This window comes from Nocardia sp. Tas62D01, from assembly GCF_055232035.1.
Map to the genome: position 1 here is coordinate 7,041,601 of NZ_JBUYUZ010000001.1, position 21,402 is coordinate 7,063,002.

The following is a 21,402-nucleotide window of genomic DNA, read 5'->3' on the forward strand; positions in this document are numbered from 1 at the left end:
CCGCCGGCTAATGCTATGCCGGGGCGGTAAAGGCCCAAGTGAGAACGTCGGCCACACGTGGCGCACGTGCGCCACCTGCCTTCTTGCCGTCGAGGTCGGCGCTCAGGTGCTGGGGTAGAATACCAACCGGCCCTCTGTCGGCTATTTCGTGGAACACTTTGCGGCCCTTGTTATTCGACAGGTGAAACGGATTGCGTTCTGTAACAATCTCCTTCTGGCCACCGACTGACGGGACACCCCAGGCGGTCAGGCTGTGCCGAGGGGACCGATCGATGGAGATCGGGGGCAACAAATTCTCTCTCCCAGGGGGAGGTGCGTCTTTCATGAGCTTCGAGCTCACCGACGGCGACGATCTGGATCTGTCCAGAGCGCCGCACGCTACGCCGCGCTCGGAACGGGAACGGTGGCAGGCCGAGTATGTAAAGCGCTTGGCCGCAACAGATTTGGTGGTAATCATCGCCGCCGTCGCGCTGGCGCAGATCATTCGCTTCGGTGGGCCCGTGGCGCCACCGCTGGCCTGGCCGATGCCGTACGAGGTCGGCTACTCCGTGGTCTCGGCGACACTGGCGTTCGCCTGGATCACTTTCCTGGCCGTCTGCAACAGCCGCTCGCCGCAAGTGGTCGGCAGCGGATCGGAGGAATACCGGCGCCTGGTGTCCGCGACACTACGCCTGTTCGGTTTCCTTGCCATCGCGTCGTTGATCTTCCAAATCGAGTTCGCGCGTGGATATCTGGCGATCGCGCTGCCGCTGGGCCTGTTGGGGCTGATGGTGAGCAGGTTGCTGTGGCGGCTGAACGCGCGGCATCGGCGCGATTTCGGTGAGTACGGCACCTCGGTGCTCGTGGTCGGGCGTGCCGAGGCGGCGCAGGCGATGGCGACCGCGTTCTCCCGCAGTCCGGCTTCCGGGTACCAGGTCGTTGGGGTATGTATTCCGAACGGCGTCAACGAAAACATCGATTGTGATTTCGAGGCGTCGGGCCGTACGTATTCTGTCGTCGGTGACGACCGGTCGGTACTGGAGGCGGTGCGCCGCAGCGGCGCCGACACCGTCGCGGTGACCGCCACCGATCACCTCGGTCCGCTCGAATTGCGTCGAATGGCTTGGGAACTCGACCCGCTCGGGGTCGAGCTGATCGTCGCCCCCGGCGTTGTCGACATCGCGGGCACCCGGCTGACCAATCGACTGGTGGCCGGCATGCCGATGCTGCACATCGCCAAACCGCAGTACGACCGTGCCAAGTCGACGGGCAAAGCGGTGTTCGATGTGTGCTTCGCCGCCGCCGTGCTGCTGGCGATCGCACCGGCGCTGCTCGGTATCGCACTGGCGGTCAAGGCGACCAGCCCGGGTCCGGTGTTCTACCTGTCGGAGCGGATCGGGCGCGGCGGAAAGCCGTTCCGGATGATCAAGTTTCGCAGCATGTTCGTGAATGCCGACAGCAACATCGCGGCACTCATCGAGCGCAACGGCGGCAACCCCGTGTTCTTCAAAATGAAGGACGATCCGCGGATCACCCCGATCGGGCGGGTGATCCGCAAGTTCAGCCTCGACGAGCTACCGCAGTTCCTGAATGTGCTGCGCGGCGAGATGAGCGTGGTCGGCCCGCGGCCGCAGGTGCAGCGCGAGGTGGATTCCTATGACGGCAATATGCGGCGCAGGTTGCTGGTGAAGCCGGGCGTCACCGGACTGTGGCAGGTGAGTGGTCGGTCGGATCTGTCGCTGGAAGATTCGGTGCGACTGGATCTTTCCTACGTCGAGAACTGGTCGATGGTGCTGGATCTGCTGCTCATCGCCAAGACGATCGGGGCCGTGGCACGCGGCGAGGGTGCGTACTGAACGGTTCGGGTCAGGACGGTCGCCGGGCCGGGAACTCGGCGGCCAGTTCCTGGAAGACCGCGGTGTTCATGGCGAAGGCGCGCTGACCCTCGTCGAGCACCCGGCGCCGCTCGAGGTCATCGAGGGGCAGTTGGTCGAGCAGGGCGCGGTATTCGCGCTTGAACGCGGCGGGGTTGCCGACCGCGTCGAAGACGTAGAAGCGCACGCCGTCGCCGCGATGCGGCAGGTTCCACAGCTTTTCGGCGGTGCCGCGTATGACCTGGCCACCGGACAGGTCGCCGAGGTAGCGGGTGTAGTGGTGGGCGATATACCCGGCGGGCCAGTCGCGGGCGCACTCGTCGATGCGCGCGGCGTAGGCGGCGGTCGCGGGCAGCGCATCCAGATTCTCGCGCCAGGCCGGGCCGATCAGGTGCGCGAGGTCGCGTTCGAGTTCTGCGATCCTGGCCAGTTCGGGGCGGATGAACGGCCCGGCGATCGGGTCGTCGGCGAGGCTGTCGCAGCGACCCTCGAGAGCGTGGTAGATGAACCAGAGCTGACCGGTGTAGCAGTGGTAGGAGTCCACGCCCAACGCGCCGCCGAGCATGTCGCTCATGAACCGCGAGTTCTCGGCCTCGGTGTGCTGCTGTTCGGTGGCGGCACGGATCGCCGTCGAGAACGGAATTGTTTCCGACATGTCCGAAACCACCTCACTATCCGGAGCCGCTGTGTTTGGCTAGCCTAACTAACCGGTACGACGATACCGGTTCACGGCCGCGGTCGCACGCGAGTCGCGCAATGCCGCCCGGAACCCGCGATCGGCGCGGCGGCGGCGCACGATCGGCCGCCGCAACGAGCCGAAACGGCTGAGAATCCGCGGCCTGCGCACCGTGCGGTCGACCCATTCGCCCAGCGTCACGCCGGCGGCCAGCGCGCAACCGACGCCGATGGCGGCGAGCAACTGGTTGGCTCCGATCAGCAGCTCGTCGTTGAGCACGGCATACAGCCCGCGATACACCTTGAGGCCGGGCAGTAGCGGCGTGATGCCCGCGACCGCGACGACCAATGGGGGAGTCAGGGCTCGCCGCGCCATCAGACCACCGGCCAGGCCGACCAGGGTGGCGGCGACGCCGGAAGACACCACCGGACCGAACCCGGCCTGCTGCACCAGCAGAAAGCAGATCGTACCCGCGGCGCCACTGCACGCGGCGGCGGCCAGCGCGCGCCGCTCGGCGTAGCAGGCCAGTGCGAAGGCGAGCGCCGCGACCGCGCCCGCGAGCAACGTGATCGGCAGGTCGGTGAAGTTGCGGCTGGCCAGATACACCGGCGGCACCGTCGCGCCCACGAGATCGCCGACGCGCAACGCCAGCGCGATACCGGCGATGATAGCGCCGGTCATCATCACCACCTCGAGCATGCGCGCCGACGCGGTGATCGGGGCGCCGGTGATGGCGTCCTGAACCGCGCCGACCAGCTGTAATCCACTGAGCAGCACGGTGATTCCGGCTGCGATGATCAAGGTGGGGTCGACATCGATGCCGAGTGGACCGGCGAGGGTGGCCAGCGCGACCGCGGGTGCCGCGGCGATGACGCCTCCGGCCATGTGCTGGAAGAAGAAGGGCAGGCCATAGCGATTGAGCACGCGGTTGACCCGGTCGATCGCCAGCGTGGTAGCGAAACTGATCGCGGCCACCAAGACGCCGCCGCCGAGCAGGGCGGCGATCGCCGCGGCCAGCAGGGACCAGCCGAAGGTGGCGGTCCAGCGGTGATAGGGGTGCGGGGCCGAGGTGATGGCGTCGAGCGCGGCGCGCGCGTCCTCGGGTGCGACCACTTCGTTGCGGATGCGGCGGGTGAGCCGGTCGGCCGCGGCGAGCCGAGTGAAGTCCAGCGACCGATAGTGCACGATGCGCATGGTGCTGGCCGGTGGTAACTGCGGACCGCGATCGGCCCAGATCCTGATCGCGTCGTAGGTGACATCGATGCTGCAGCGGGATAGGCCGTAGGTGGCGGCGATGAACCGCACCTGGGTGGTCGTGTCGATCACGCTGGTGCCCGAGGCCAGCACCACCTCGCCGACGCGCACGGCCAGATCCAAAACCTCGGCGACGCGGGCGTCGTCGGTGAGATCGATCGGCTGCAGCGGCGTCGGCGCCGCGACGATGGTGTCGGCGGTGGCCTGCCGGTCGGCGACGAGCTTGCCGACGGCCTGACTGACCACAGGGATTCGCGATGCGCGGCGCAACCGCAAACCCCGCCGCCCACGGGGTTGAGTCACCGGCGCGCTCGTATCGTCTCCTCCCAAAAGTGTGTCAGGAACCATGGACGCGAACCTAGTCATGAAGGTGCCCTGTCGTCATCCGCGCCGTTCGGAGCGGGCGTGTCGGTGCACGGTTCGGGATGTGCGGACGCGGTCGCAATGTATGCGGCCTTGGTGCGGACCGGCAAAGGTGGTAGAACTTGTTCTAATTTGGCGATAGGAGAGCGTACGGTGCGGAACGGAATTGTGTTGTTCACCAGCGACCGGGGCATTACGCCCGCCGATGCGGCCGCGGTCGCCGAGCAGGCCGGTTTCGATTCGTTCTACGTGCCGGAACATACGCACATCCCGGTGGTCCGTGCCGCGGCGCACCCGCGCACCGGGGATGCGAGCCTGCCCGACGACCGGTACCTGCGCACCCTCGATCCGTGGGTCGCGCTGGCCACCGCCGCTGCCGTCACCAGCCGGATCACTCTGTCCACGGCGGTGGCGCTGCCCGCCGAGCATCATCCGATCACTCTCGCGAAGACCCTCGCTTCCTTGGATCACCTTTCCGGCGGCCGGGTCAGCCTCGGTGTCGGATTCGGTTGGAACACCGACGAACTCGCCCACCATGGCGTGCCCGCGAACAAGCGCCGCACGGTGTTGCGCGAGCATTTGGATGCCATGCGCGCGATCTGGTCGGAGGAAGAGGCCAGCTTCGACGGTCAGTTCGTCAACTTCGGGCCGAGCTGGTCGTGGCCGAAGCCGGTGCGCAAGCGCATTCCGGTGATCCTCGGCGCGGCGGGCACCGAACAGTCCTTCACCTGGCTGGCCAAGAACGCCGACGGCTGGCTCACCACGCCGACCGAGGACGGTCTGGACACGAAGATCGAACTGCTGCACCGTGTCTGGCGCGAACACGACCGCACGGGCACACCCGAGGTCGTCGCGCTGGCCGGTCGCCATGACGCCGTCCAGCTTGCCCAGTGGGCCGAATTCGGTGTCACCGAGGCGGTTTTCGGCCTGCCGGACCGGAGTGCCGAGGATGTGCGCGCCTACCTCGCGCGCCTCGCGGGCAAGCTCGGTATCGACCCTACGCGCTGACGCCCGCGATCCACGGCGCCGAGGCTCCACCGACCGTTCCGCCCGCGGCACCGGGGTAATCTCTCGGTGCCGCGGGCGGAACTTTGTCCGCGCTAGCCGCGCCGTCTGCGCGCGACGAGCCAGCCGGTGATCATGGCTAGGACGCCGACTCCGGCGGCACCGATGGCGGCAACCGCGGATCGGGACGATGCATGGAACCGCAGGCGTCCAGAAGGAGCGGGGTCGGCGCGTACTGCGCGGTCGGCTCCGGGCTTTTCTCCGCCTGTGCGGGCAAGGCGGCAACCGAAAGGCCGATGATGCTGAGAAGATCAACAGCATAACCGATCGTCTACAAAACGCCCCTCCAGGAGACGTGGCTCCTGGAGGGGGCGCTTGCTGTTTCAGCGCAGGTCGCGACGGCGGAAGGCGACGACGCCGACCGTCAGCAACACCGCCGCGACGCCGAGCAGCCACAGCACCGGTACTGCCTCGAAGGCCGAGCCCGGCAGCTTCGGCGGATGAACGAAGGGCGCCACGTCGACGACCCACTGCGGCAGCCCGTCGAGCGAACCGACGAAGAAGATCACCAGCATGACGCTCAGCACGCCCCAGGCGACCTGGGTGAATCGGGGCGCGATGCCGTAGATGGCCACCGTGATCCCGGTCAGCACCCACACCGCGGGCAGTTGAACCGCCGCCGCGCCCAGCGCGTCGCCCAGTTTGCCCACTAGGTCACCGGCCATCAAGCCGTAGATGACCCCGATGGCCGCGCCCGCGATCAGCAGTACCACCGCGGGGCCCAGTAGCGCGAAGCCGATGTGGCTCAACGCGTATCGCTCCCGGCTCACCGACCCGGACAGCGTCGCCTCGGCCCGCTGACTGGATTCCTCCTCATGCAGCCGCAGCACGGCCGAGATGGAGTAGGCGGCGGCCCCGATGGCGAGTATGGCGATCGCGAAGGTGATGAACGAATTCGCCAGCACATCCGTGCCACCGACCCGGGCGAGGAGATCGCGGATCGACCTGTTGTTGTCGAGCATCTTGCCAACGCTGTTGAGGGCGCTGCCCATCAACATGCCGTACAGCAGGAAGCCGATCGACCAGGCCAGCAGCGAGCCACGCTGTAGCCGCCACGCCAGCCCGGTCGGGCCGGACAGCGTGGGCGCGGCGACGGGTGGACCGGGCCGCTCGGCGAGCATGCCCGAGCCGGTATCGCGGCGGCTGAGCAACGCGTAGGCGGCCGCGGTGGTGAGCACGGCAACCGTCGCCAGCGGAATCAGCACCCACCAGCGTTCTCCCGCGTACGGCCGCATCTGGATGCACCAGCCGAGCGGCGAAAACCAAGACAGCACACCGTTTCCGGCATCGCCGACAGCACGCAGCGCGAAGGCGGTGGCGAGCACTGCGAAGGCCACCCCGCGCGCGATCCGCGCGCCGGTGCTCACCTGGGCGGCGACCGCGGCGACCCCGGCCCACGCCAGGCCGGAGGCGGCCAGCGCGGACCCGAACGCCACCGAACCGGCGATGGGCAGGTCATTGCCGTGAAGCGCGACGGCACACAGGATTCCGGCGGCCAGACAGCCCGCCGCAGTCATCAGCATGGCCGCGGTGAGCCCGGCATAGCGGCCGATACTGGTGGCGCCCACCAGCTCCGCGCGTCCGGTCTCCTCCTCGACGCGGGTATGCCGAATGACGGTGAGGATCGTCGCGATCGCGACTATCGCGAAGTAGGGCCCGGCTTTCCACAACGCAATCGAGCCGAGTTCGGTACTGAACACCGGCCCGTACATTGCGACAAGGGCGGGGCTGTCCATGATGGTCTTGGCGTAGTTGCCGAGTTCGGCGGGCGTGCTGTAGACCTTCTTGGTGCTCGCCACATAGAAGGCGGGCAGCAGGCCGAAGGCAAGCACCCACAGCGGCAAGATGATTCGGTCGCGACGCAGGTAGAGCCGCAGCAGTTGGGCGGTGCCCGCGAAGTCGGTGGTGCCGCGCACCGCCGGAGCGGCATAGTGCCTGCCCGCGGTGACGGTGGTCATGCTCCCACCTTCTCCCCGGAAGGCGCGGTGGCGGACTTCGAGCTGTCGCCATCGACGTGGTAGTGCCGCATGAACAGCTCCTCCAGCGTCGGCGGCGCGCTGGTCAGGCTGCGCACCCCCGTGTCACCCAGGACGCGGATCAGCTCGCCGAGATGCTCGCCCTCCACCTGGCAGCGCAGCGTCGAGCCGTCGAATTCTATGTCCTCGACACCCGGGATGCGGCTGAGATCGCCTGGGTCGCCGAGTAATTCGGCGGTGATCGAGGTCCGGGACAGGTGCCGCATCTCCGACAGTGAGCCGCTCTCCACGGTGCGCCCAGCCCGGATGATGGTCACCCGGTCGCACAGCACCTCCACCTCCGACAGGATGTGGCTGGACAGTAGGACCGTGGTCCCGCGCTGCTTGGCCTCCCCCACGCACTCGCGAAAAACCTGCTCCATCAACGGATCCAGGCCCGCGGTCGGCTCGTCCAGTAGCAGCAGGCGCACGTCGGATGCCAGCGCGGAGATCAGGGCGACCTTCTGCCGGTTGCCCTTCGAGTAGGTGCGGGACTTCTTGCGCGGATCGAGGTCGAAGCGTTCGATCAGCTCCGCACGCCGCTCCTGGTTGATACCGCCGCGCATCCTGGCGAGCAGATCGATGGTCTCGCCACCGGACAGCGCCGGCCATAGCGTGACATCGCCTGGAACATAAGCGAGTTCGCGGTGTAGGGCGACTGCATCGGTCCACGGGTCCCGGCCGAGTAGTTCGGCCCGCCCGGAGCTGGCCCGCATAATGCCGAGCAGGATCCGGATGGTGGTCGACTTGCCCGCACCGTTGGGGCCGAGGAAGCCATGGATCTCGCCCTCGGCCACCTCGAGATTCAGCCCGTCCAGGGCGGCGACGTGGCCGAAGTTCTTGTGCAGATCGCGAACTTCGATGATGTCGGACATCAGATCTCCTTGGTGAGTGTGTCCAAGATCGTGGGGTCGGTGAGTAGGCCCTGGGTGTAGAACTCCAGGGCAGGGGGTGTGAGCTCCTCGGTGAGTTCACGAATTGCCTTGCGGTAGTCGAGCTTTTCGCCGCGCTGTAGGCGCATCTGCATGTAGAGCACGGTCACGCCGATGTTGACCATCATCAGGTACCTGGCGCGCGCCTTCGGGTCTCGGCTCGGCTTGATGGAGCCGGCCTCGACGCCCTGTTGGATGGCCACTTCGGCATCGGAAATCATGTGCTCTAGTAGTGATTCCGACATGGGCCCGCCCGCCATCAGGCTGCGGACCATGTAGGCGACCAGCGGGCCATACTCCTCGATCTCGGCCAAGGCGGCGAGCATTCCATTCGCCACAGTGGATGCGGAGATCGCCTTGGCCTTCTCGTCCCGGATCAGCTGCAGCACCCGCTCGTCGCAGGCGGCCCGCAGACCGTCTTTGGAGCCGAAGTGATGGTTCACCAATCCCGGTGAGACGCCGGCGGCGGCGGCGATCGCCCGGACGCCGACCTGGAATCCGTGCTCCCCGAAGATTTCGATCGCGGCATCGCGAATCCGAGCGGCGGTGCTGAGGTCAGGTGAACTCAGGTCCATGGCGCTCCTCGGTCAGTGGCGGATCCTTGAGAAACGGGCTGTTGGCTAAACACATGTTTAATATACTAAACACGCGTTTAATCGACAGCAAGGGTTCGCCTGGAATGTCGTGTCAAGGGTTTGTCGCCCGATCATGACGACCCGGCGGGCTATCGTCGGATCATGGCTACCGGCAGCGCATCGACGGCAGATCACCTTCGTGCAGCACTCGACGGACCGTGGGGGGCGGTACGCGACGACGCCCGAAAACAACTGTCCGCGGATCAGTTCGCTGGGGATCCCTACCTCGATTACAAGGCGGCGCGGGCACGGGTCCTCGACCAGATGCGGGAGATCGATCTGCCCGGCGTCACCACCTTCGACGACGGGCTCAAGGGCGGACTGCTCGGTGTCGACAACGGCCGCATCGTCTTCGAGCACGTTCGCATTCCGCGCGAGAATCTGCTGAACCGCTATGCGGACGTCGCGCCGGACGGCACCTACAGCTCCGATATCGAGAACCCGAGCCGCCGCTTCTTCACCACGCTCGGCACGCTGGTGCGCGGGCGGGTCAGTGTAGGCGGAGCGGCGGCGGCGGGCGCGCGGGTCGCGTTGAGCATCGCCACCCGGTACGCGCTGAAGCGTCGCCAGTTTTCCGACCCGGACGACGGCAGCGAAACGCTGCTGCTGGACTACCGCAGCCATCAGCGCCGGTTGCTGCCGCTGATCGCCTGGTCCTACGCGCTGGCCTTCGCGCAGAACGATCTGGTGTGCCGGATGCATCTGGTGCAGACGGGCCAGGATCTCGACCCGGGTGCACAGCGGGCACTGGAGAAGCGGGCCGCGGGCCTGAAGGTCGCGCAGACCAAGCACGCCACCTGGGCGATCCAGGAATGCCGCGAAGCATGCGGTGGCGCAGGCTATCTCACCGAAAACCGGATCGTCACGCTCAAGGCCGACACCGACGTCTTCACCACTTTCGAGGGCGACAATGTCGTGGGTGCTGGTTCATCATGCGCCGGTTCATGTCCGTCGAACGCGCCAAGGCGGTGCGTCGCGGCGTGAACGAACTCGTCGACCGGTTGCGCCCGGAGGCGCTCACCCTGGTCGAGGGCATGGGCGTACCGGAGAGCATGTTGCGCGCGGCGCTGCTCAATGATGCGAGCGTGTACGAACGCGCTCAGCCGACCAGCACAGCAGAGTAACCAGCGCGATCGCGGCGGCGCCGCCGCCGAGAATGTCTGTCGGCAGGTGATAGCCGACGCCTATCATGCCGACGGCTGCGCCACACAGCGACACTGTTGTCAGCGCGAGCACGACAGCCCGTGCTCGCGCTGACTCGGTCAGCAGCACGAAGGTGGCGGCGATCGCGACCAGGTGCACGGTGTGCCCGCTCGGATAGGCGAGATAGTCGTGCAGCGGCCGCCCCCACAGCGGTTTCAGCAGCCAGCTGTTGATCGCGACGGTCAGTTCCGGCACCACGAGCATGGTTGCCGCTCGCCACCGGTCGCCGCGATACGCGAACCAGGCGGCGGCCATCAGCAGCAGGGGAATCAGGATGTATCCGTTGCTCGGAATCACCAGCGCCTGGTACGCGCCGGGATGACCGTCCAGCGCGGTGTGGATGGGCGCGGCGACTTCGCGATCGACCCCGGTCGGCCCGCCGTCGTGAGGGAAGGTCACCGGCAGCGCGACAGTGACGGCGCCGCACAGCGTTGCCATGCCCAACCGGGGTGTAGTGCGCGAACCGAGTACCTGCCGAGCGGTGATCACGGGTCGACGATAGCGACCAGCCGGCCCCATCCAGCGGATGGTCTATCGGGACCGCCTCGGGGCGGATCAGCCCGTCGATCCGTCAGCCGGGACCGAAGGTCAGAATCGCGGTGACGGCAAACCAGATCACCCAGGCCACGCCGATGACCATGCCCACTGCCAAGACGATCCGCATGAACGCGCGGCCCAGATCCATATTCCCGGTCTCCCGCGGATACAGCTTCCACGGGCTGTACCAGGGCGCCTCGATGACCAGCCCGGGCGACTGCGCCTCGCGTTCGGCGTGCGCGAGTTCCTCCGCATAGGCTTCGGCCTGGGCCTGCTGCGGGCCGCCGTGCCACAGCGTGATGTCGATGGGGCCGAGGAACCCCTCGTTCAGAAGTTCCCGCGGCGCGGGCAGATAGGGCAGGATGCCGAGGCCGCGGAAGGCCACCGCGACATCGTTGGCCGTCCACAGGTGCGCCTCCTCCTCGGCGAGCATCTCGAAATAATGGCGCAGCCGACCCGGGTCGGTGCCGAGGATGACATCGAAACTCGGGTCGCTCCAGGCCTGCTGGATCTTCAGCTCCGCGCCGCGCAACGGAACGACCAGCGCGACACCGTGCACCGCGCGCTGGCCGAGGCCGCGCGCGGCCATCCAGTTCTGCAGCGCGAAGGTGTGCTCGCGCGACTTCTCCAGCGGGGTGCGCCGGTCCCGACCTTCCATGGCGACTTGCTCACCCGAGATCGTCCAGGAACCGTTGAGCGGGATCTCCAGCACGCCGTCCTGGCGGGCGACCAGCGCCTCGGCCTCGATCACCACACAACTGGTCGGCGTCCAGACCACCGCGTCGAACTGGTGCAGGTGGTCCTTGTGGAACAGGCTGCAGTTGATCGTGGCGACGCCGTGCGGGCTGGCCGGGTCCTTCCAGGTGCGCAGCCAGTCGATCAATGCCCGTTCGGCGTTGGTGCCTGCCGGGTTCTGCACTCGCACGAGCATTCGCGACCGCCCTTCACGTCGACACTCGATGGTGGAAAGGATACGAGGAACCCGGCCCGGTTCGCCGCGTCTGCGGCCAGACACGGCGTGTTGGGGCCGAGATACACAGTCCCGCCGCGTCACGGTAGAAGGTGAACGGCGAGGCCATCATTCGGCCTACCCGCAGGCGTCAGGTGCGTCAACCGCCCCGCATTGCTCGCCGCGTGGCCGCGTCGGCTCAAGTGGCGGGAACGGCCGGGTCGGCCGGGGTGATCGGCAGCCGCAGTGCGCCGGGCGCGGCGGCCGGGACCGTCGGATGGTTCGGCGCGACCGGGTTGATGCGCTGGTAGGTCGAGCCGAGTTCCGGGCGTGGGTCGGCCTCGTTCTTGTTGGGCCAGAACGCCATTGCCCGTTCGGCCTGGGCGGTGATGGTCAGCGACGGGTTGACGCCGAGGTTGGCCGTCACCGCCGAGCCGTCCGCGACATGCAGCCCGGGATGCCCGTACACCCGCTGATAGGGGTCCACCACACCGCTTTCCGGGCCTTCGCCGATCACGCAGCCGCCGATGTAGTGCGCGGTGGCCGGAATATTGAGCACGTCCATGATCAGACCGTGGGTATCGCCGTTCACCTTGGCGCTGAAGCGGCGCCCGACGTCGTGCGCCAACGGAATCCAGGTCGGGTTCGCTTCGCCGGTGCCCTGCTTGGTCTTCAGCAGACCTCGCTTGCGGAAGGAAGTCAGCGAGTTGTCCAGCGACTGCATCACCAGCAGGATCACTGACTTCTCCGAGGCATGCCTGGCATTGAGGCTGCGCAGAAATACCAAGGGGTGCAACATGATTGCGAGCAGGAAGCGCAGGAACCGGAACGCGCCGCCGTCGACGATCGGCACCGACATCGGGAACAGCGCGTTCTGCCCCTTGCCGTAATGGCACACCTCGATGTGGGTGTCGGCCGCCGGATGGATCGAGGACGTGATCGCGATGCCCTCGGCGAAATCGCGGCGCGAGCGGCTCACCACATTGAGAATTGCCTCGGAGTTGCTGCGGGTCAGTTCGCCGAGCCGGGGGGAGAGATCGGGCAGCACCGCCTCGTCGCGCATCTTGTGCAGCAGTTTCTGGGTGCCGAGCGCGGCGCCGGCGAAGACCACCTGCTCGGCGGTGAAGGTCTTGCGCTGCGTGCGAATCCAGCGATCGGAGCGTTCCGTCTCGACGGCATAACCGCCGCCGGACAGGGGGCGCACCACAGTCGCGGTGGTCAGCGGATGCACCTCGGTGCCTGCCTGTTCGGCCAGGTAGAGGTAGTTCGTGGTGGTGGTGTTCTTCGCGTTGTTCGGGCAGCCGGTGAAGCATTGCGCGCAGTGCACACAGCCGCGCCGACGCGGGCCCGCGCCACCGAAGTACGGGTCGTCGACCTCGGTGCCCGGATCGTCCTCGTTGAAGAACACGCCGACGTTCGTCGCGTGGAAGGTGTGGCCGACGCCGAGATCGTCGGCGATCTCCTTGATCACCTCGTCGGCGGGCGTCATCCGCGGGTTGGGCGCCACGCCGAGCATGCGCTGCGCCTGGTCGTAATAGGGCGCGAGCTCGGACTTCCAGTCGGTGATGTGCGCCCACTGCTTGTCGGTGTAGAAGTTCGGCAGCGGCGTGTAGAGGGTGTTGCCGTAGATGAGCGAGCCGCCGCCGACACCGGCGCCGGAGAACACCGCGCATTTGCCGAGGATGCTGATCCGCTGCGGTCCGGTCAGACCCAGTCGTGGTGCCCAAATCGAGTTGCGCACATCCCAATTCGTCTTCGGGATGTCCTCGGCGTTCCAGCGCCTGCCCGCCTCGAGCACCCCGACCCGGTACCCCTTCTCGGTCAGTCGCAGCGCACTGACGCTGCCACCGAATCCGGAACCGATCACCACCACGTCGTAGTCGAATGCGGGCATGACTTCCTCTCACTCACCGAGCAATAGATGAGATGTTTTCATACTCATTCTGTCACCGGATCGGATGCGGTGGGACCATAGCCCGAACGCCGGCGATGTCGCCACCTCTGGGGTGCCCGGATGGCGTGAGCAGGGGTCGGTGGGGTATGCACGGGCTGTGACAACGGAATCGGGGGCAACGGAGCCGGGCGAGCGCGCCGACTCCACCGCGGGCGGCGTGGCAGGCGGTATCTTCGCCGACCGCATCCTCACCATCCCGAACGCACTGAGCGTGCTGCGGCTGGTGGGCGTTCCGCTGTTCCTATGGTTGCTGCTGGTCGAGCGGGCCGATGGCTGGGCGTTCGCGCTGTTGGTGGCCAGCGGCGTCACCGATTTCCTCGATGGCAAGCTGGCCAGACTCCTCGATCAGTCCTCGCGCCTCGGTGCGGTGCTCGACCCGTTCGTGGACCGGCTCTACCTGGTGACGACCCTGGCCGCCTTCGTCATCCGCGGCCTGATCCCATGGTGGATCGCGGTGATTCTGGTCGTCCGAGACCTGGTGCTCACCGTGACTCTTTCGGTGTACAAACGCCGCGAACTGGACCCTCCTGACGTCATCTACCTGGGCAAAGCGGCCACCTTCGCGCTCATGTCCGCACTGCCCTGGTTGCTGGCCGGTCAGATGGATTGGATGCTGGCAGGTTTCGGCCGTGCCTTCGGTGGGGCATTCCTGGTCTGGGGTACCGCGGTGTATGTCTGGACCGGCGTGCTCTATACCGGGAAGGCCGTGGCGGTCGCGAGAGCCATACCGGCTGTGCCGCACCGGACCCGGTAGCGATTAGAGTTGCGTGAACGTTCCCGACGAAAGGACGGCCTGTGACCCAGACCCCCGACGATCTGCGCTACACCGAGGAGCACGAGTGGGTGCAACGGATCAGCCCGACACGGGTTCGGGTGGGCATCACCGACTACGCCCAGTCTCAACTCGGTGACGTTGTGTTCGTGCAACTGCCCGAAGCGGATCGGGACGCAGCGGCGGGCGACAGTGTCGCCGAGGTCGAATCGACCAAGAGCGTGTCGGATATCTACGCCCCGTTGGCCGCGAAAGTTGTTGCGGTGAACGAGGATTTGGTGCAGAAGCCGGAAACGTTGAACACCGATCCGTACGGTGCGGGCTGGTTGTTCGAGTTGGAGCTGAGCGACGCCGCAACCGTGGACGCCGCACTCGGTGAACTGCTGGATGCGGCGGGTTACCAAGGAGTTATCGGGGGCTGACTCAGCCTTCCGGGTTCTACCTGCACGGGTACGCCCTGGCAGGGTACGGTCAAAGCCAACAGATGTGCCGGTGAGCTGATATCGGTGATCTAGCGCCACAACTCCCAGGTTGTGACGATGAAGGCAGCACCTGCTTGCATGGATAATCAGGTTCGAGGAGGAGAGAAACGGTGAGCGAGAACAAAGACCCGGGTTACGGGGAGACCGCGGCCGAGACGACGTCGGTCTTCCGTGCGGATTTCCTGAACGAGGTCGACGCGTCGCGCGCCGGAGAGACGACTGGCGAGCAGCCGGTCCAAGGGGTCGAGGGTCTGCCGGTGGGTGCGGCCCTCTTGGTCGTCAAGCGCGGCCCGAACGCGGGCTCGCGGTTCCTGCTGGACCAGCCGACCACATCGGCGGGCCGCCATCCCGATAGTGACATCTTTCTCGATGACGTCACCGTCAGCCGTCGGCACGCGGAGTTCCGGCAGGATGACGATTCCTTCCAGGTGGTCGACGTGGGCAGCCTCAACGGCACCTATGTCAACCGGGAGCCGGTGGACTCCTCGGAGCTGCAGAATGGTGACGAGGTCCAGATCGGCAAGTTCCGCCTGGTGTTCCTCACCGGCCCGCGCGCCCAGGTCAACGAGCAGTCGGCGGGCGCCGGCAGTCTATGACGCAAACGGCACGGGTCTTCGTGACGGCCGTGTTGGCAGGAAAGAACGCGGCTTCATGAAAGACTCGATGCTATGACGGGCGCGGCGCAATGGGCGCGCGGAGGCATGTCGATCGGCTCCGTGCTGGACCTGCTGCGGCCGGACTTTCCGGACATCACCATCTCGAAGATCCGTTTCCTCGAGGCCGAGGGCCTGATCCGGCCGGAGCGCACTCCGTCCGGATACCGCAGGTTCTCGATCGCCGACTGTGAACGGCTCAGGTTCGTACTGACCGCGCAACGTGATCAGTACCTGCCGCTGAAGGTGATCAAGGAACAGCTCGAAGCGATCGACAGCGGTGCGGCGACGCTTGGTGTGCGGGAAGCGCGCGCCCGAGCGCACTGCGTCCGCGACACCGAGCCCGTCATGCCACCGACCACCGAGCACGCCGTGCGTGGCACGGGCGTCAACGCGCCGCGCAGGCTCGGCGTCGTCCCGGGTGAAGTCTCGCCGGACGAGCTGCGATTCGATCACGAAATCCGGCTCACCCGTGCGGATCTGCTCACGCAGGCCGATATCGACGAGAAGTTCTTGAACGATCTGATGCGAGCGAACCTGATCGCCCCAGGCGCCGCGGGCTTCTTCGACGCGGAGGCGGTCACGCTCGCCAGGACCGCGAAGGCGATGGCGGAATTCGGGCTGGAGGCACGGCATTTGCGTGCCTTCAAGCTCGCCGCCGACCGCGAGGCGGCGCTGGTGGCACAGATCGCCGCCCCGATCGCCAAGAGTCGGGACGCGGGCGCCCGCGCGCGTGCGGAGGAGACGGTGCGCGAGCTCGCGGCGCTGTCGCTGACCCTGCACACCTGTCTGGTAAAGGCGTCGGTACGGAACTCGCTCGGCGGCTGAGATTCCGCGGTCGGATTCTTCGTTGCCGGGCGACGAGGTCCGTTGTTGCTGCACAACCAGGTTCCACTCGGACAACACGCTGATTTCGGCTCCGCACATGGATCGCTGGACTCCTTCCCGTTCGCTTAGACTCGGTGGTACGGCGAGCTCTGCGGTAGTCATGCCGGGTGGCCGGCGAGTATTGGGAGGCAGTGCGATGAGTGAAATGCGCGTGATCGGCATACGTGTCGAGCAGCCACAGAACCAGCCCGTGCTGTTGCTCCGCGAGGCGTCCGGTGATCGGTATCTACCGATTTGGATCGGACAGGCCGAGGCGACCGCGATCGTGCTCGAGCAGGAGGGGGTGACCCCGATCCGTCCGCTGACTCACGATCTGATCAAGATCCTGATCACCGACCTCGGGCACACCCTCAAGGAGGTTCGGATCGTCGATCTGCAAGAGGGCACCTTCTATGCGGATCTGGTCTTCGAAAACGACCTGCGGATCTCCGCGCGGCCGTCGGATTCGGTAGCGATCGCCTTGCGGGTGGGTTGCCCGATCTATGCCGAGGAACCGGTCCTCGAGGAAGCCGGTCTGGTGATGCCGGACGAGCGCGAGGACGAGGTCGAGAAGTTCAAGGAGTTCCTCGAATCGGTCTCTCCGGACGACTTCAAAGCGACTGATAGTTGAGTTCGATTGCAGCGCTGTGGGCTGGTTCTGCGAGTGACGTTCGACTAAATTCTGGACCTGAACTACAGGTCGAGACTTTAATCGCGCGTCGCACTTGGTCTGACAATGCCGCTCCCCGGACAATCAGGGGGAGTAATCTTGATAGTTGGGCCAAGTCCGTTATGACTTGTGTATGAGGTCAACGGAGCCGGGTCATCGATGAGACCAGGCGTCGGCGAAGCAAGGGAGTGGTCAGTGGCAGAGCAATCGCAGGGAGTCGTACAGCCAGGCCTGTTCCCGGACGATTCAGTGCCCGATGATCTTGTCGGCTACCGCGTCCCCAGCGCATGCCAGGTGGCCGGGATCACCTATCGGCAGCTCGACTATTGGGCGCGAACCGGTCTGGTTGTGCCCTCGATTCGTAGCGCCGCGGGCTCGGGCAGTCAGCGGCTGTATTCGTTCAAGGACATCCTGGTCCTGAAGATCGTCAAGCGACTATTGGACGCGGGCATCTCGCTGCAGAACATCCGGATCGCGGTCGACCACCTGCGTAGCCGCGGTGTGCAGGACCTCGCCGGGATCACGCTGTTCTCCGACGGCACCTCGGTGTACGAGTGCACCTCGGCCGAGGAGGTAGTTGATTTACTGCAGGGTGGGCAGGGCGTCTTCGGGATCGCGGTCAGCGGCGCCATGCGGGAACTGACCGGCGCCATCGCCAACTTCCCGGCCGAGCGGGCCGTCAGCGGCTCCGCATCCGAGCGTCCGGAGGACGAACTGTCCTTCCGTCGCAAGGCCCGGCTGAACCAGAAGACCGGCTAGTCGACCCGCCACCTCGGCGAAAGCCGGGATCCCTATCGCTGGGTCCCGGCGTTCACCGGGGTGATGAGGTCGAAAGTGATGAGGACGACACATCCGTCGGGGGTCCGGTGGCGCGCCTCGTTGCAGACGCGGCATAAACTGACGGTGCGTCGCCGCCGTGCGGGAGAGTTCCGGACTCCATAAGAGGGTCCGGGCGCCGAAGGAGCAGCACCTCCCCGTCAATCTCTCAGGCAAAAGGGACCGTACGGGCTTCGACGTCTCTGGAAAGCGGTGGCCGCTGCACAAAGCAGGGGTCGCCCGCCCATGGGGAAAGGGGCTCGGCCCCGAATCTCTCAGGCTCCACGACAGAGGGGGAGGGCTGGTACCCGTCGACCGCGTGGTCGACCCGCCCGACCTTGGGAGCTGCCGTGACTCGATCATTCGCCGACCGCCACATCGGACCCGACCGGGACGAAATCGCCCGGATCCTGGACGTCGTCGGCGCCGGCTCACTGGATGAGTTCGCGACCGCGGCACTGCCCACGAGCATTTTGGACGGTTCCGGACTCGATGTGCTGCCGCCCGCGGCTACCGAGCACGAGGTGCTCAGTGAGCTTGCCGCGCTTGCCCATTCGAACACGGTCGCCACATCGATGATCGGGCTCGGCTATTACGACACCCTGACCCCGCCGGTGCTGGTGCGCAGCCTGCTGGAAAACCCGGCCTGGTACACCGCGTACACGCCCTACCAGCCGGAGATCAGCCAGGGCCGCCTCGAAGCCCTGCTCAACTTTCAGACCGCGGTGTCGGATCTGACCGGCATGGAGGTGGCGAACTCCTCGATGCTGGACGAGGCCACCGCGGCCGCCGAGGCGATGACGCTGCTGCGGCGGGCGGGCCGGTCCAAATCCGCGCGACTGCTCATCGACACAGACCTCTTCCCGCAGACCAAGACCGTGCTCTACACCCGGGCCGAGCCGCTCGGCATCGAGATCGTCGAGGCCGACCTGGCCTCCGGTCTGCCCGACGGTGAGTTCTTCGGTGTGCTGGTTCAGGTTCCGGGCGCCTCGGGTCGCGTGGTCGACTGGAAGCCGGTGATCGAGGCGGCGCACGAGCGCGGCGCCCTGGTCGCGGTCGGCGCGGATCTGCTGGCACTGACGCTCATCACGCCGCCGGGGGAGCAGGGCGCGGACGCGTGTTTCGGCACGACCCAGCGTTTCGGTGTGCCGATGGGCTTCGGTGGTCCGCACGCCGGGTACCTGTCGGTGCATTCCAAGCATGCGCGGCAGCTGCCGGGCCGGTTGGTCGGTGTGTCCGTGGACGCGGACGGCTCGGTCGCCTACCGACTTGCGCTGCAGACCCGTGAGCAGCACATTCGTCGCGAGAAGGCGACCTCGAATATCTGCACCGCCCAGGTGCTGCTGGCCATCGTGGCCGCGATGTACGCCAGCTACCACGGGCCCGATGGACTGCGCGATATCGCACGCCGGGTGCATCGGCACGCGAGTGCCATCGCCACTGGACTGGGTGGCGCCGTGGTGCACGACAGCTTCTTCGACACCGTGCTGGTGCACGTCCCCGGCGGTGCGGAAGCCATTGTGGCGAAGGCGAAGTCGCGGGGTATCAACCTACGGCTGGTGGACGCCGACCACGTCGGTATCGCCTGTGACGAGGCAACCACCAAGGCACATGTCGCGGCCGTGCTCGAATCCTTCGGCACCGCACTGACTTCCGACACCGGCGTCGCCGCCGCGCCGGGGAGCTCCATCGAGAACCGTGCTTCGGAATTCCTCACCCATCCGGCATTCACCAGCTACCACACCGAGACCGCGATGCTGCGGTACCTGCGGCGACTGTCCGACAAGGACATCGCCTTGGACCGCAGCATGATTCCGCTCGGCTCCTGCACCATGAAGCTGAATGCCACCGCGGAGATGGAAGCCATCACCTGGCCCGGCTTCGCACGCGTGCACCCCTATGCGCCGGTCGAGGACGCGCCCGGCCTGCTGCGGGTGATCCTCGACCTGGAGAGCTGGCTGGCGGCGATCACCGGCTACGACTCGGTGAGCCTGCAGCCGAACGCGGGTAGCCAGGGCGAGTACGCCGGACTGCTCGGCATCCGGCGCTACCACCTGGATCGCGGTGACACGCACCGGGATACCTGCCTGATCCCGTCCAGCGCGCACGGCACCAACGCCGCATCGGCGGCCATGGCGGGGCTGCGCGTCGAGGTGGTGAAGTGCCGCGACAACGGTGACGTCGACCTCGACGACCTGCGCGCCAAGATCGCCGACCATGCCGATCGGCTGGCCTGCATCATGATCACCTACCCCTCCACGCACGGCGTGTACGAGCACGAGGTCGCCGACCTGTGCGCGCTGGTGCACGATGCAGGCGGCCAGGTGTACATCGACGGCGCGAACCTGAATGCGCTGGTCGGACTGGCCCGTCCGGGTCGGTTCGGCGGCGACGTGAGCCACCTGAACCTGCACAAGACCTTCTGCATCCCGCATGGTGGCGGCGGTCCCGGTGTCGGCCCGGTCGCGGTGCGCTCGCACCTGGCGCCGTACCTGCCGGGCGATCCGCTCGAAACCGGTTCGCACGCGGTGTCGGCCGCCAAGTACGGTTCGGCCTCGATCCTGCCGATCACCTGGGCCTACATCCGGATGATGGGCGCCGACGGCCTGCGCAAGGCCACGCTGACCGCGATCGCCTCGGCCAACTACATCGCGCGCCGCCTCGACGAGCACTTCCCGGTCCTCTACACCGGTGAGCACGGCATGGTCGCCCACGAGTGCATCCTTGATCTGCGCGAGATCACCAAGCAGACCGGCGTCACCGTCGACGATGTCGCGAAGCGCTTGGCGGACTACGGCTTCCACGCCCCGACCATGAGCTTCCCGGTCGCCGGCACGCTGATGGTGGAGCCCACCGAGAGCGAGAACCTGGCCGAGCTCGACGAGTTCATCCTGGCGATGATCTCGATCCGCAACGAGATCAATCAGGTCGCCGCGGGCGTGTGGCCGGTGGAGGACAACCCGCTGCGTGGCGCACCGCACACCGCGGCCTGCCTGGTCGGCGAATGGGATCACCCGTACAGCCGCGAAATCGCTGTGTTCCCACACGGTTTGACCCCCGACCGCGGCAAGGTCTGGCCATCGGTGCGGCGTATCGACGGGGCCTACGGCGACCGCAACCTGGTGTGCTCCTGCCCGCCGTTGGAGGCGTATGCCGACTAGATCACTGGCGTACTCGGTATCCCGGCCTTCCACAGTCCACCTGTCGGGTGCGGACCCGTGCCGTTTCCCTCGGGTGCGGGTCCGCACTCCGTCACCGATGCAGTGGTGGATTCCGGCGTTCGCCCGGGGGCTAGGCGGATGCGGGTTTCAGTGTGCAGCAACCACTTTGCCGTAGCTGTGGGCCAGATCCGGCCAGCCGCCCTCGCTGCCGACGCTGTCGCGCATCGATTCCCAGCCGTCGCCGTGCCTTTCGAAGTCGCTGTGCACCAGGGTGACCGCGGTGCGGTCGGGGGTGACGGCGCTGAAGGTGACGTCGACGCGGCTGGCGCGTTCCGGGCTCGACTCGTGCTGCCAGTCCAGGCCGATCTCCCAGGAGAAGGCGAAATGATGCGGCGGATTCCAGACGAGCACGGTGCCCCACGGGCATTCGGTGCCGTCGGTCTCGCGGCCGAAGCAGCGGCCGCCCAGGCGTGGTTCGATGACTTCCTCGGCGAGCTGGCCCTTGCCGATGTGATGGCCGCGTGGCTACCAGCTGTCGATGCCGT

The 21,402-nt window shown here is 66.7% G+C and carries 17 protein-coding genes, 2 pseudogenes and 1 riboswitch; of the genes and pseudogenes, 10 read left to right on the plus strand and 9 right to left on the minus strand.

All coding sequences use genetic code 11. From position 1 onward, the window contains the following. Positions 1 to 323 precede the first annotated feature (323 nt). A complete protein-coding gene (locus ACV7NQ_RS33695) occupies positions 324 to 1,835 on the plus strand; it encodes a sugar transferase (protein WP_463363249.1) in 1,512 nt (503 codons plus the stop codon). 10 nt (positions 1,836 to 1,845) lie between these two features. Here the strand turns inward: ACV7NQ_RS33695 and ACV7NQ_RS33700 are convergent, their stop codons facing one another. Then, positions 1,846 to 2,508 (minus strand): biliverdin-producing heme oxygenase, encoded by a 663-nt coding sequence (locus tag ACV7NQ_RS33700; protein ID WP_463363250.1) that lies wholly within the window; start codon positions 2,506 to 2,508, stop codon positions 1,846 to 1,848. A gap of 48 nt (positions 2,509 to 2,556) precedes the next feature. After that, positions 2,557 to 4,035 carry a threonine/serine exporter family protein gene (locus tag ACV7NQ_RS33705; RefSeq protein ID WP_463365915.1) on the minus strand — a complete coding sequence of 493 codons (1,479 nt, stop codon included), beginning with the start codon at positions 4,033 to 4,035 and terminating at the stop codon, positions 2,557 to 2,559. 264 nt (positions 4,036 to 4,299) lie between these two features. Between ACV7NQ_RS33705 and ACV7NQ_RS33710 the strand changes: the two genes are divergently transcribed. Beyond that, positions 4,300 to 5,154, plus strand: a complete 855-nt coding sequence (locus tag ACV7NQ_RS33710) for a TIGR03619 family F420-dependent LLM class oxidoreductase (RefSeq protein WP_463363251.1) — start codon at positions 4,300 to 4,302, stop codon at positions 5,152 to 5,154. A gap of 380 nt (positions 5,155 to 5,534) precedes the next feature. Here the strand turns inward: ACV7NQ_RS33710 and ACV7NQ_RS33715 are convergent, their stop codons facing one another. Genes ACV7NQ_RS33715 through ACV7NQ_RS33725 form a run of 3 tightly spaced genes read right to left on the minus strand, consistent with a single transcriptional unit; the run spans position 5,535 to position 8,733 of the window. Beyond that, on the minus strand, positions 5,535 to 7,169 hold the full coding sequence (locus tag ACV7NQ_RS33715) for an ABC transporter permease (protein ID WP_463363252.1): 1,635 nt from the start codon (positions 7,167 to 7,169) through the stop codon (positions 5,535 to 5,537). After that, the gene (locus tag ACV7NQ_RS33720) at positions 7,166 to 8,101 is read right to left on the minus strand and encodes an ABC transporter ATP-binding protein (RefSeq protein ID WP_463363253.1); all 936 of its coding nucleotides are present in this window, start codon (positions 8,099 to 8,101) and stop codon (positions 7,166 to 7,168) included. The genes ACV7NQ_RS33715 and ACV7NQ_RS33720 overlap by 4 nt, the downstream gene beginning before the upstream one ends. Beyond that, positions 8,101 to 8,733: a TetR family transcriptional regulator gene (locus tag ACV7NQ_RS33725; protein WP_463363254.1), complete on the minus strand. Its 633-nt coding sequence runs from the start codon at positions 8,731 to 8,733 to the stop codon at positions 8,101 to 8,103. Before ACV7NQ_RS33725 ends, ACV7NQ_RS33720 begins: the two co-directional genes overlap by 1 nt. A gap of 336 nt (positions 8,734 to 9,069) precedes the next feature. On the opposite strand from ACV7NQ_RS33725, the pseudogene ACV7NQ_RS33730 reads away from it, so the two are divergent. Next, a pseudogene (locus tag ACV7NQ_RS33730) lies at positions 9,070 to 9,711 on the plus strand (acyl-CoA dehydrogenase family protein); the annotation flags it as partial. Positions 9,712 to 9,864: 153 nt separating this feature from the next. Here the strand turns inward: ACV7NQ_RS33730 and ACV7NQ_RS33735 are convergent. From ACV7NQ_RS33735 to ACV7NQ_RS33745, 3 genes are all read right to left on the minus strand, one after another. Then, the gene (locus ACV7NQ_RS33735; protein WP_463363255.1) at positions 9,865 to 10,485 is read right to left on the minus strand and encodes a phosphatase PAP2 family protein; all 621 of its coding nucleotides are present in this window, start codon (positions 10,483 to 10,485) and stop codon (positions 9,865 to 9,867) included. Between the two features lie 82 nt (positions 10,486 to 10,567). After that, positions 10,568 to 11,464, minus strand: coding sequence for a nuclease-related domain-containing protein (locus ACV7NQ_RS33740; protein ID WP_463363256.1), 897 nt, complete (start codon positions 11,462 to 11,464; stop codon positions 10,568 to 10,570). 217 nt (positions 11,465 to 11,681) lie between these two features. Then, positions 11,682 to 13,376, minus strand: coding sequence for a GMC oxidoreductase (locus ACV7NQ_RS33745; protein ID WP_463363257.1), 1,695 nt, complete (start codon positions 13,374 to 13,376; stop codon positions 11,682 to 11,684). 217 nt (positions 13,377 to 13,593) lie between these two features. Between ACV7NQ_RS33745 and ACV7NQ_RS33750 the strand changes: the two genes are divergently transcribed. The 7 genes and pseudogenes from ACV7NQ_RS33750 (at position 13,594) to gcvP (ending at position 20,857) form a co-directional block, all read left to right on the plus strand. Continuing rightward, positions 13,594 to 14,190 carry a CDP-alcohol phosphatidyltransferase family protein gene (locus ACV7NQ_RS33750; protein WP_463365916.1) on the plus strand — a complete coding sequence of 199 codons (597 nt, stop codon included), beginning with the start codon at positions 13,594 to 13,596 and terminating at the stop codon, positions 14,188 to 14,190. A gap of 41 nt (positions 14,191 to 14,231) precedes the next feature. Then, on the plus strand, positions 14,232 to 14,630 hold the full coding sequence (gene gcvH, locus ACV7NQ_RS33755; RefSeq protein WP_463363258.1) for a glycine cleavage system protein GcvH: 399 nt from the start codon (positions 14,232 to 14,234) through the stop codon (positions 14,628 to 14,630). 170 nt (positions 14,631 to 14,800) lie between these two features. Then, positions 14,801 to 15,286, plus strand: coding sequence for an oxoglutarate dehydrogenase inhibitor Odhl (odhI, locus tag ACV7NQ_RS33760; protein ID WP_463363259.1), 486 nt, complete (start codon positions 14,801 to 14,803; stop codon positions 15,284 to 15,286). Between the two features lie 72 nt (positions 15,287 to 15,358). Next, complete coding sequence (gene ftsR / locus ACV7NQ_RS33765) at positions 15,359 to 16,171, plus strand: transcriptional regulator FtsR (protein ID WP_463363260.1); 813 nt, start codon at positions 15,359 to 15,361, stop codon at positions 16,169 to 16,171. Between the two features lie 196 nt (positions 16,172 to 16,367). Next, positions 16,368 to 16,841: a bifunctional nuclease family protein gene (locus ACV7NQ_RS33770; protein ID WP_378681370.1), complete on the plus strand. Its 474-nt coding sequence runs from the start codon at positions 16,368 to 16,370 to the stop codon at positions 16,839 to 16,841. Positions 16,842 to 17,087: 246 nt separating this feature from the next. Next, positions 17,088 to 17,639, plus strand: a pseudogene (locus ACV7NQ_RS33775) (MerR family transcriptional regulator); the annotation flags it as partial. Between the two features lie 150 nt (positions 17,640 to 17,789). Next, positions 17,790 to 17,892, plus strand: a riboswitch (glycine riboswitch). Positions 17,893 to 18,046: 154 nt separating this feature from the next. Next, a complete protein-coding gene (gene gcvP / locus ACV7NQ_RS33780; protein ID WP_463363261.1) occupies positions 18,047 to 20,857 on the plus strand; it encodes an aminomethyl-transferring glycine dehydrogenase in 2,811 nt (936 codons plus the stop codon). A gap of 147 nt (positions 20,858 to 21,004) precedes the next feature. Here the strand turns inward: gcvP and ACV7NQ_RS33785 are convergent, their stop codons facing one another. After that, positions 21,005 to 21,367, minus strand: coding sequence for an SRPBCC domain-containing protein (locus ACV7NQ_RS33785; RefSeq protein ID WP_463365917.1), 363 nt, complete (start codon positions 21,365 to 21,367; stop codon positions 21,005 to 21,007). Between the last annotated feature and the right edge of the window lie 35 nt (positions 21,368 to 21,402).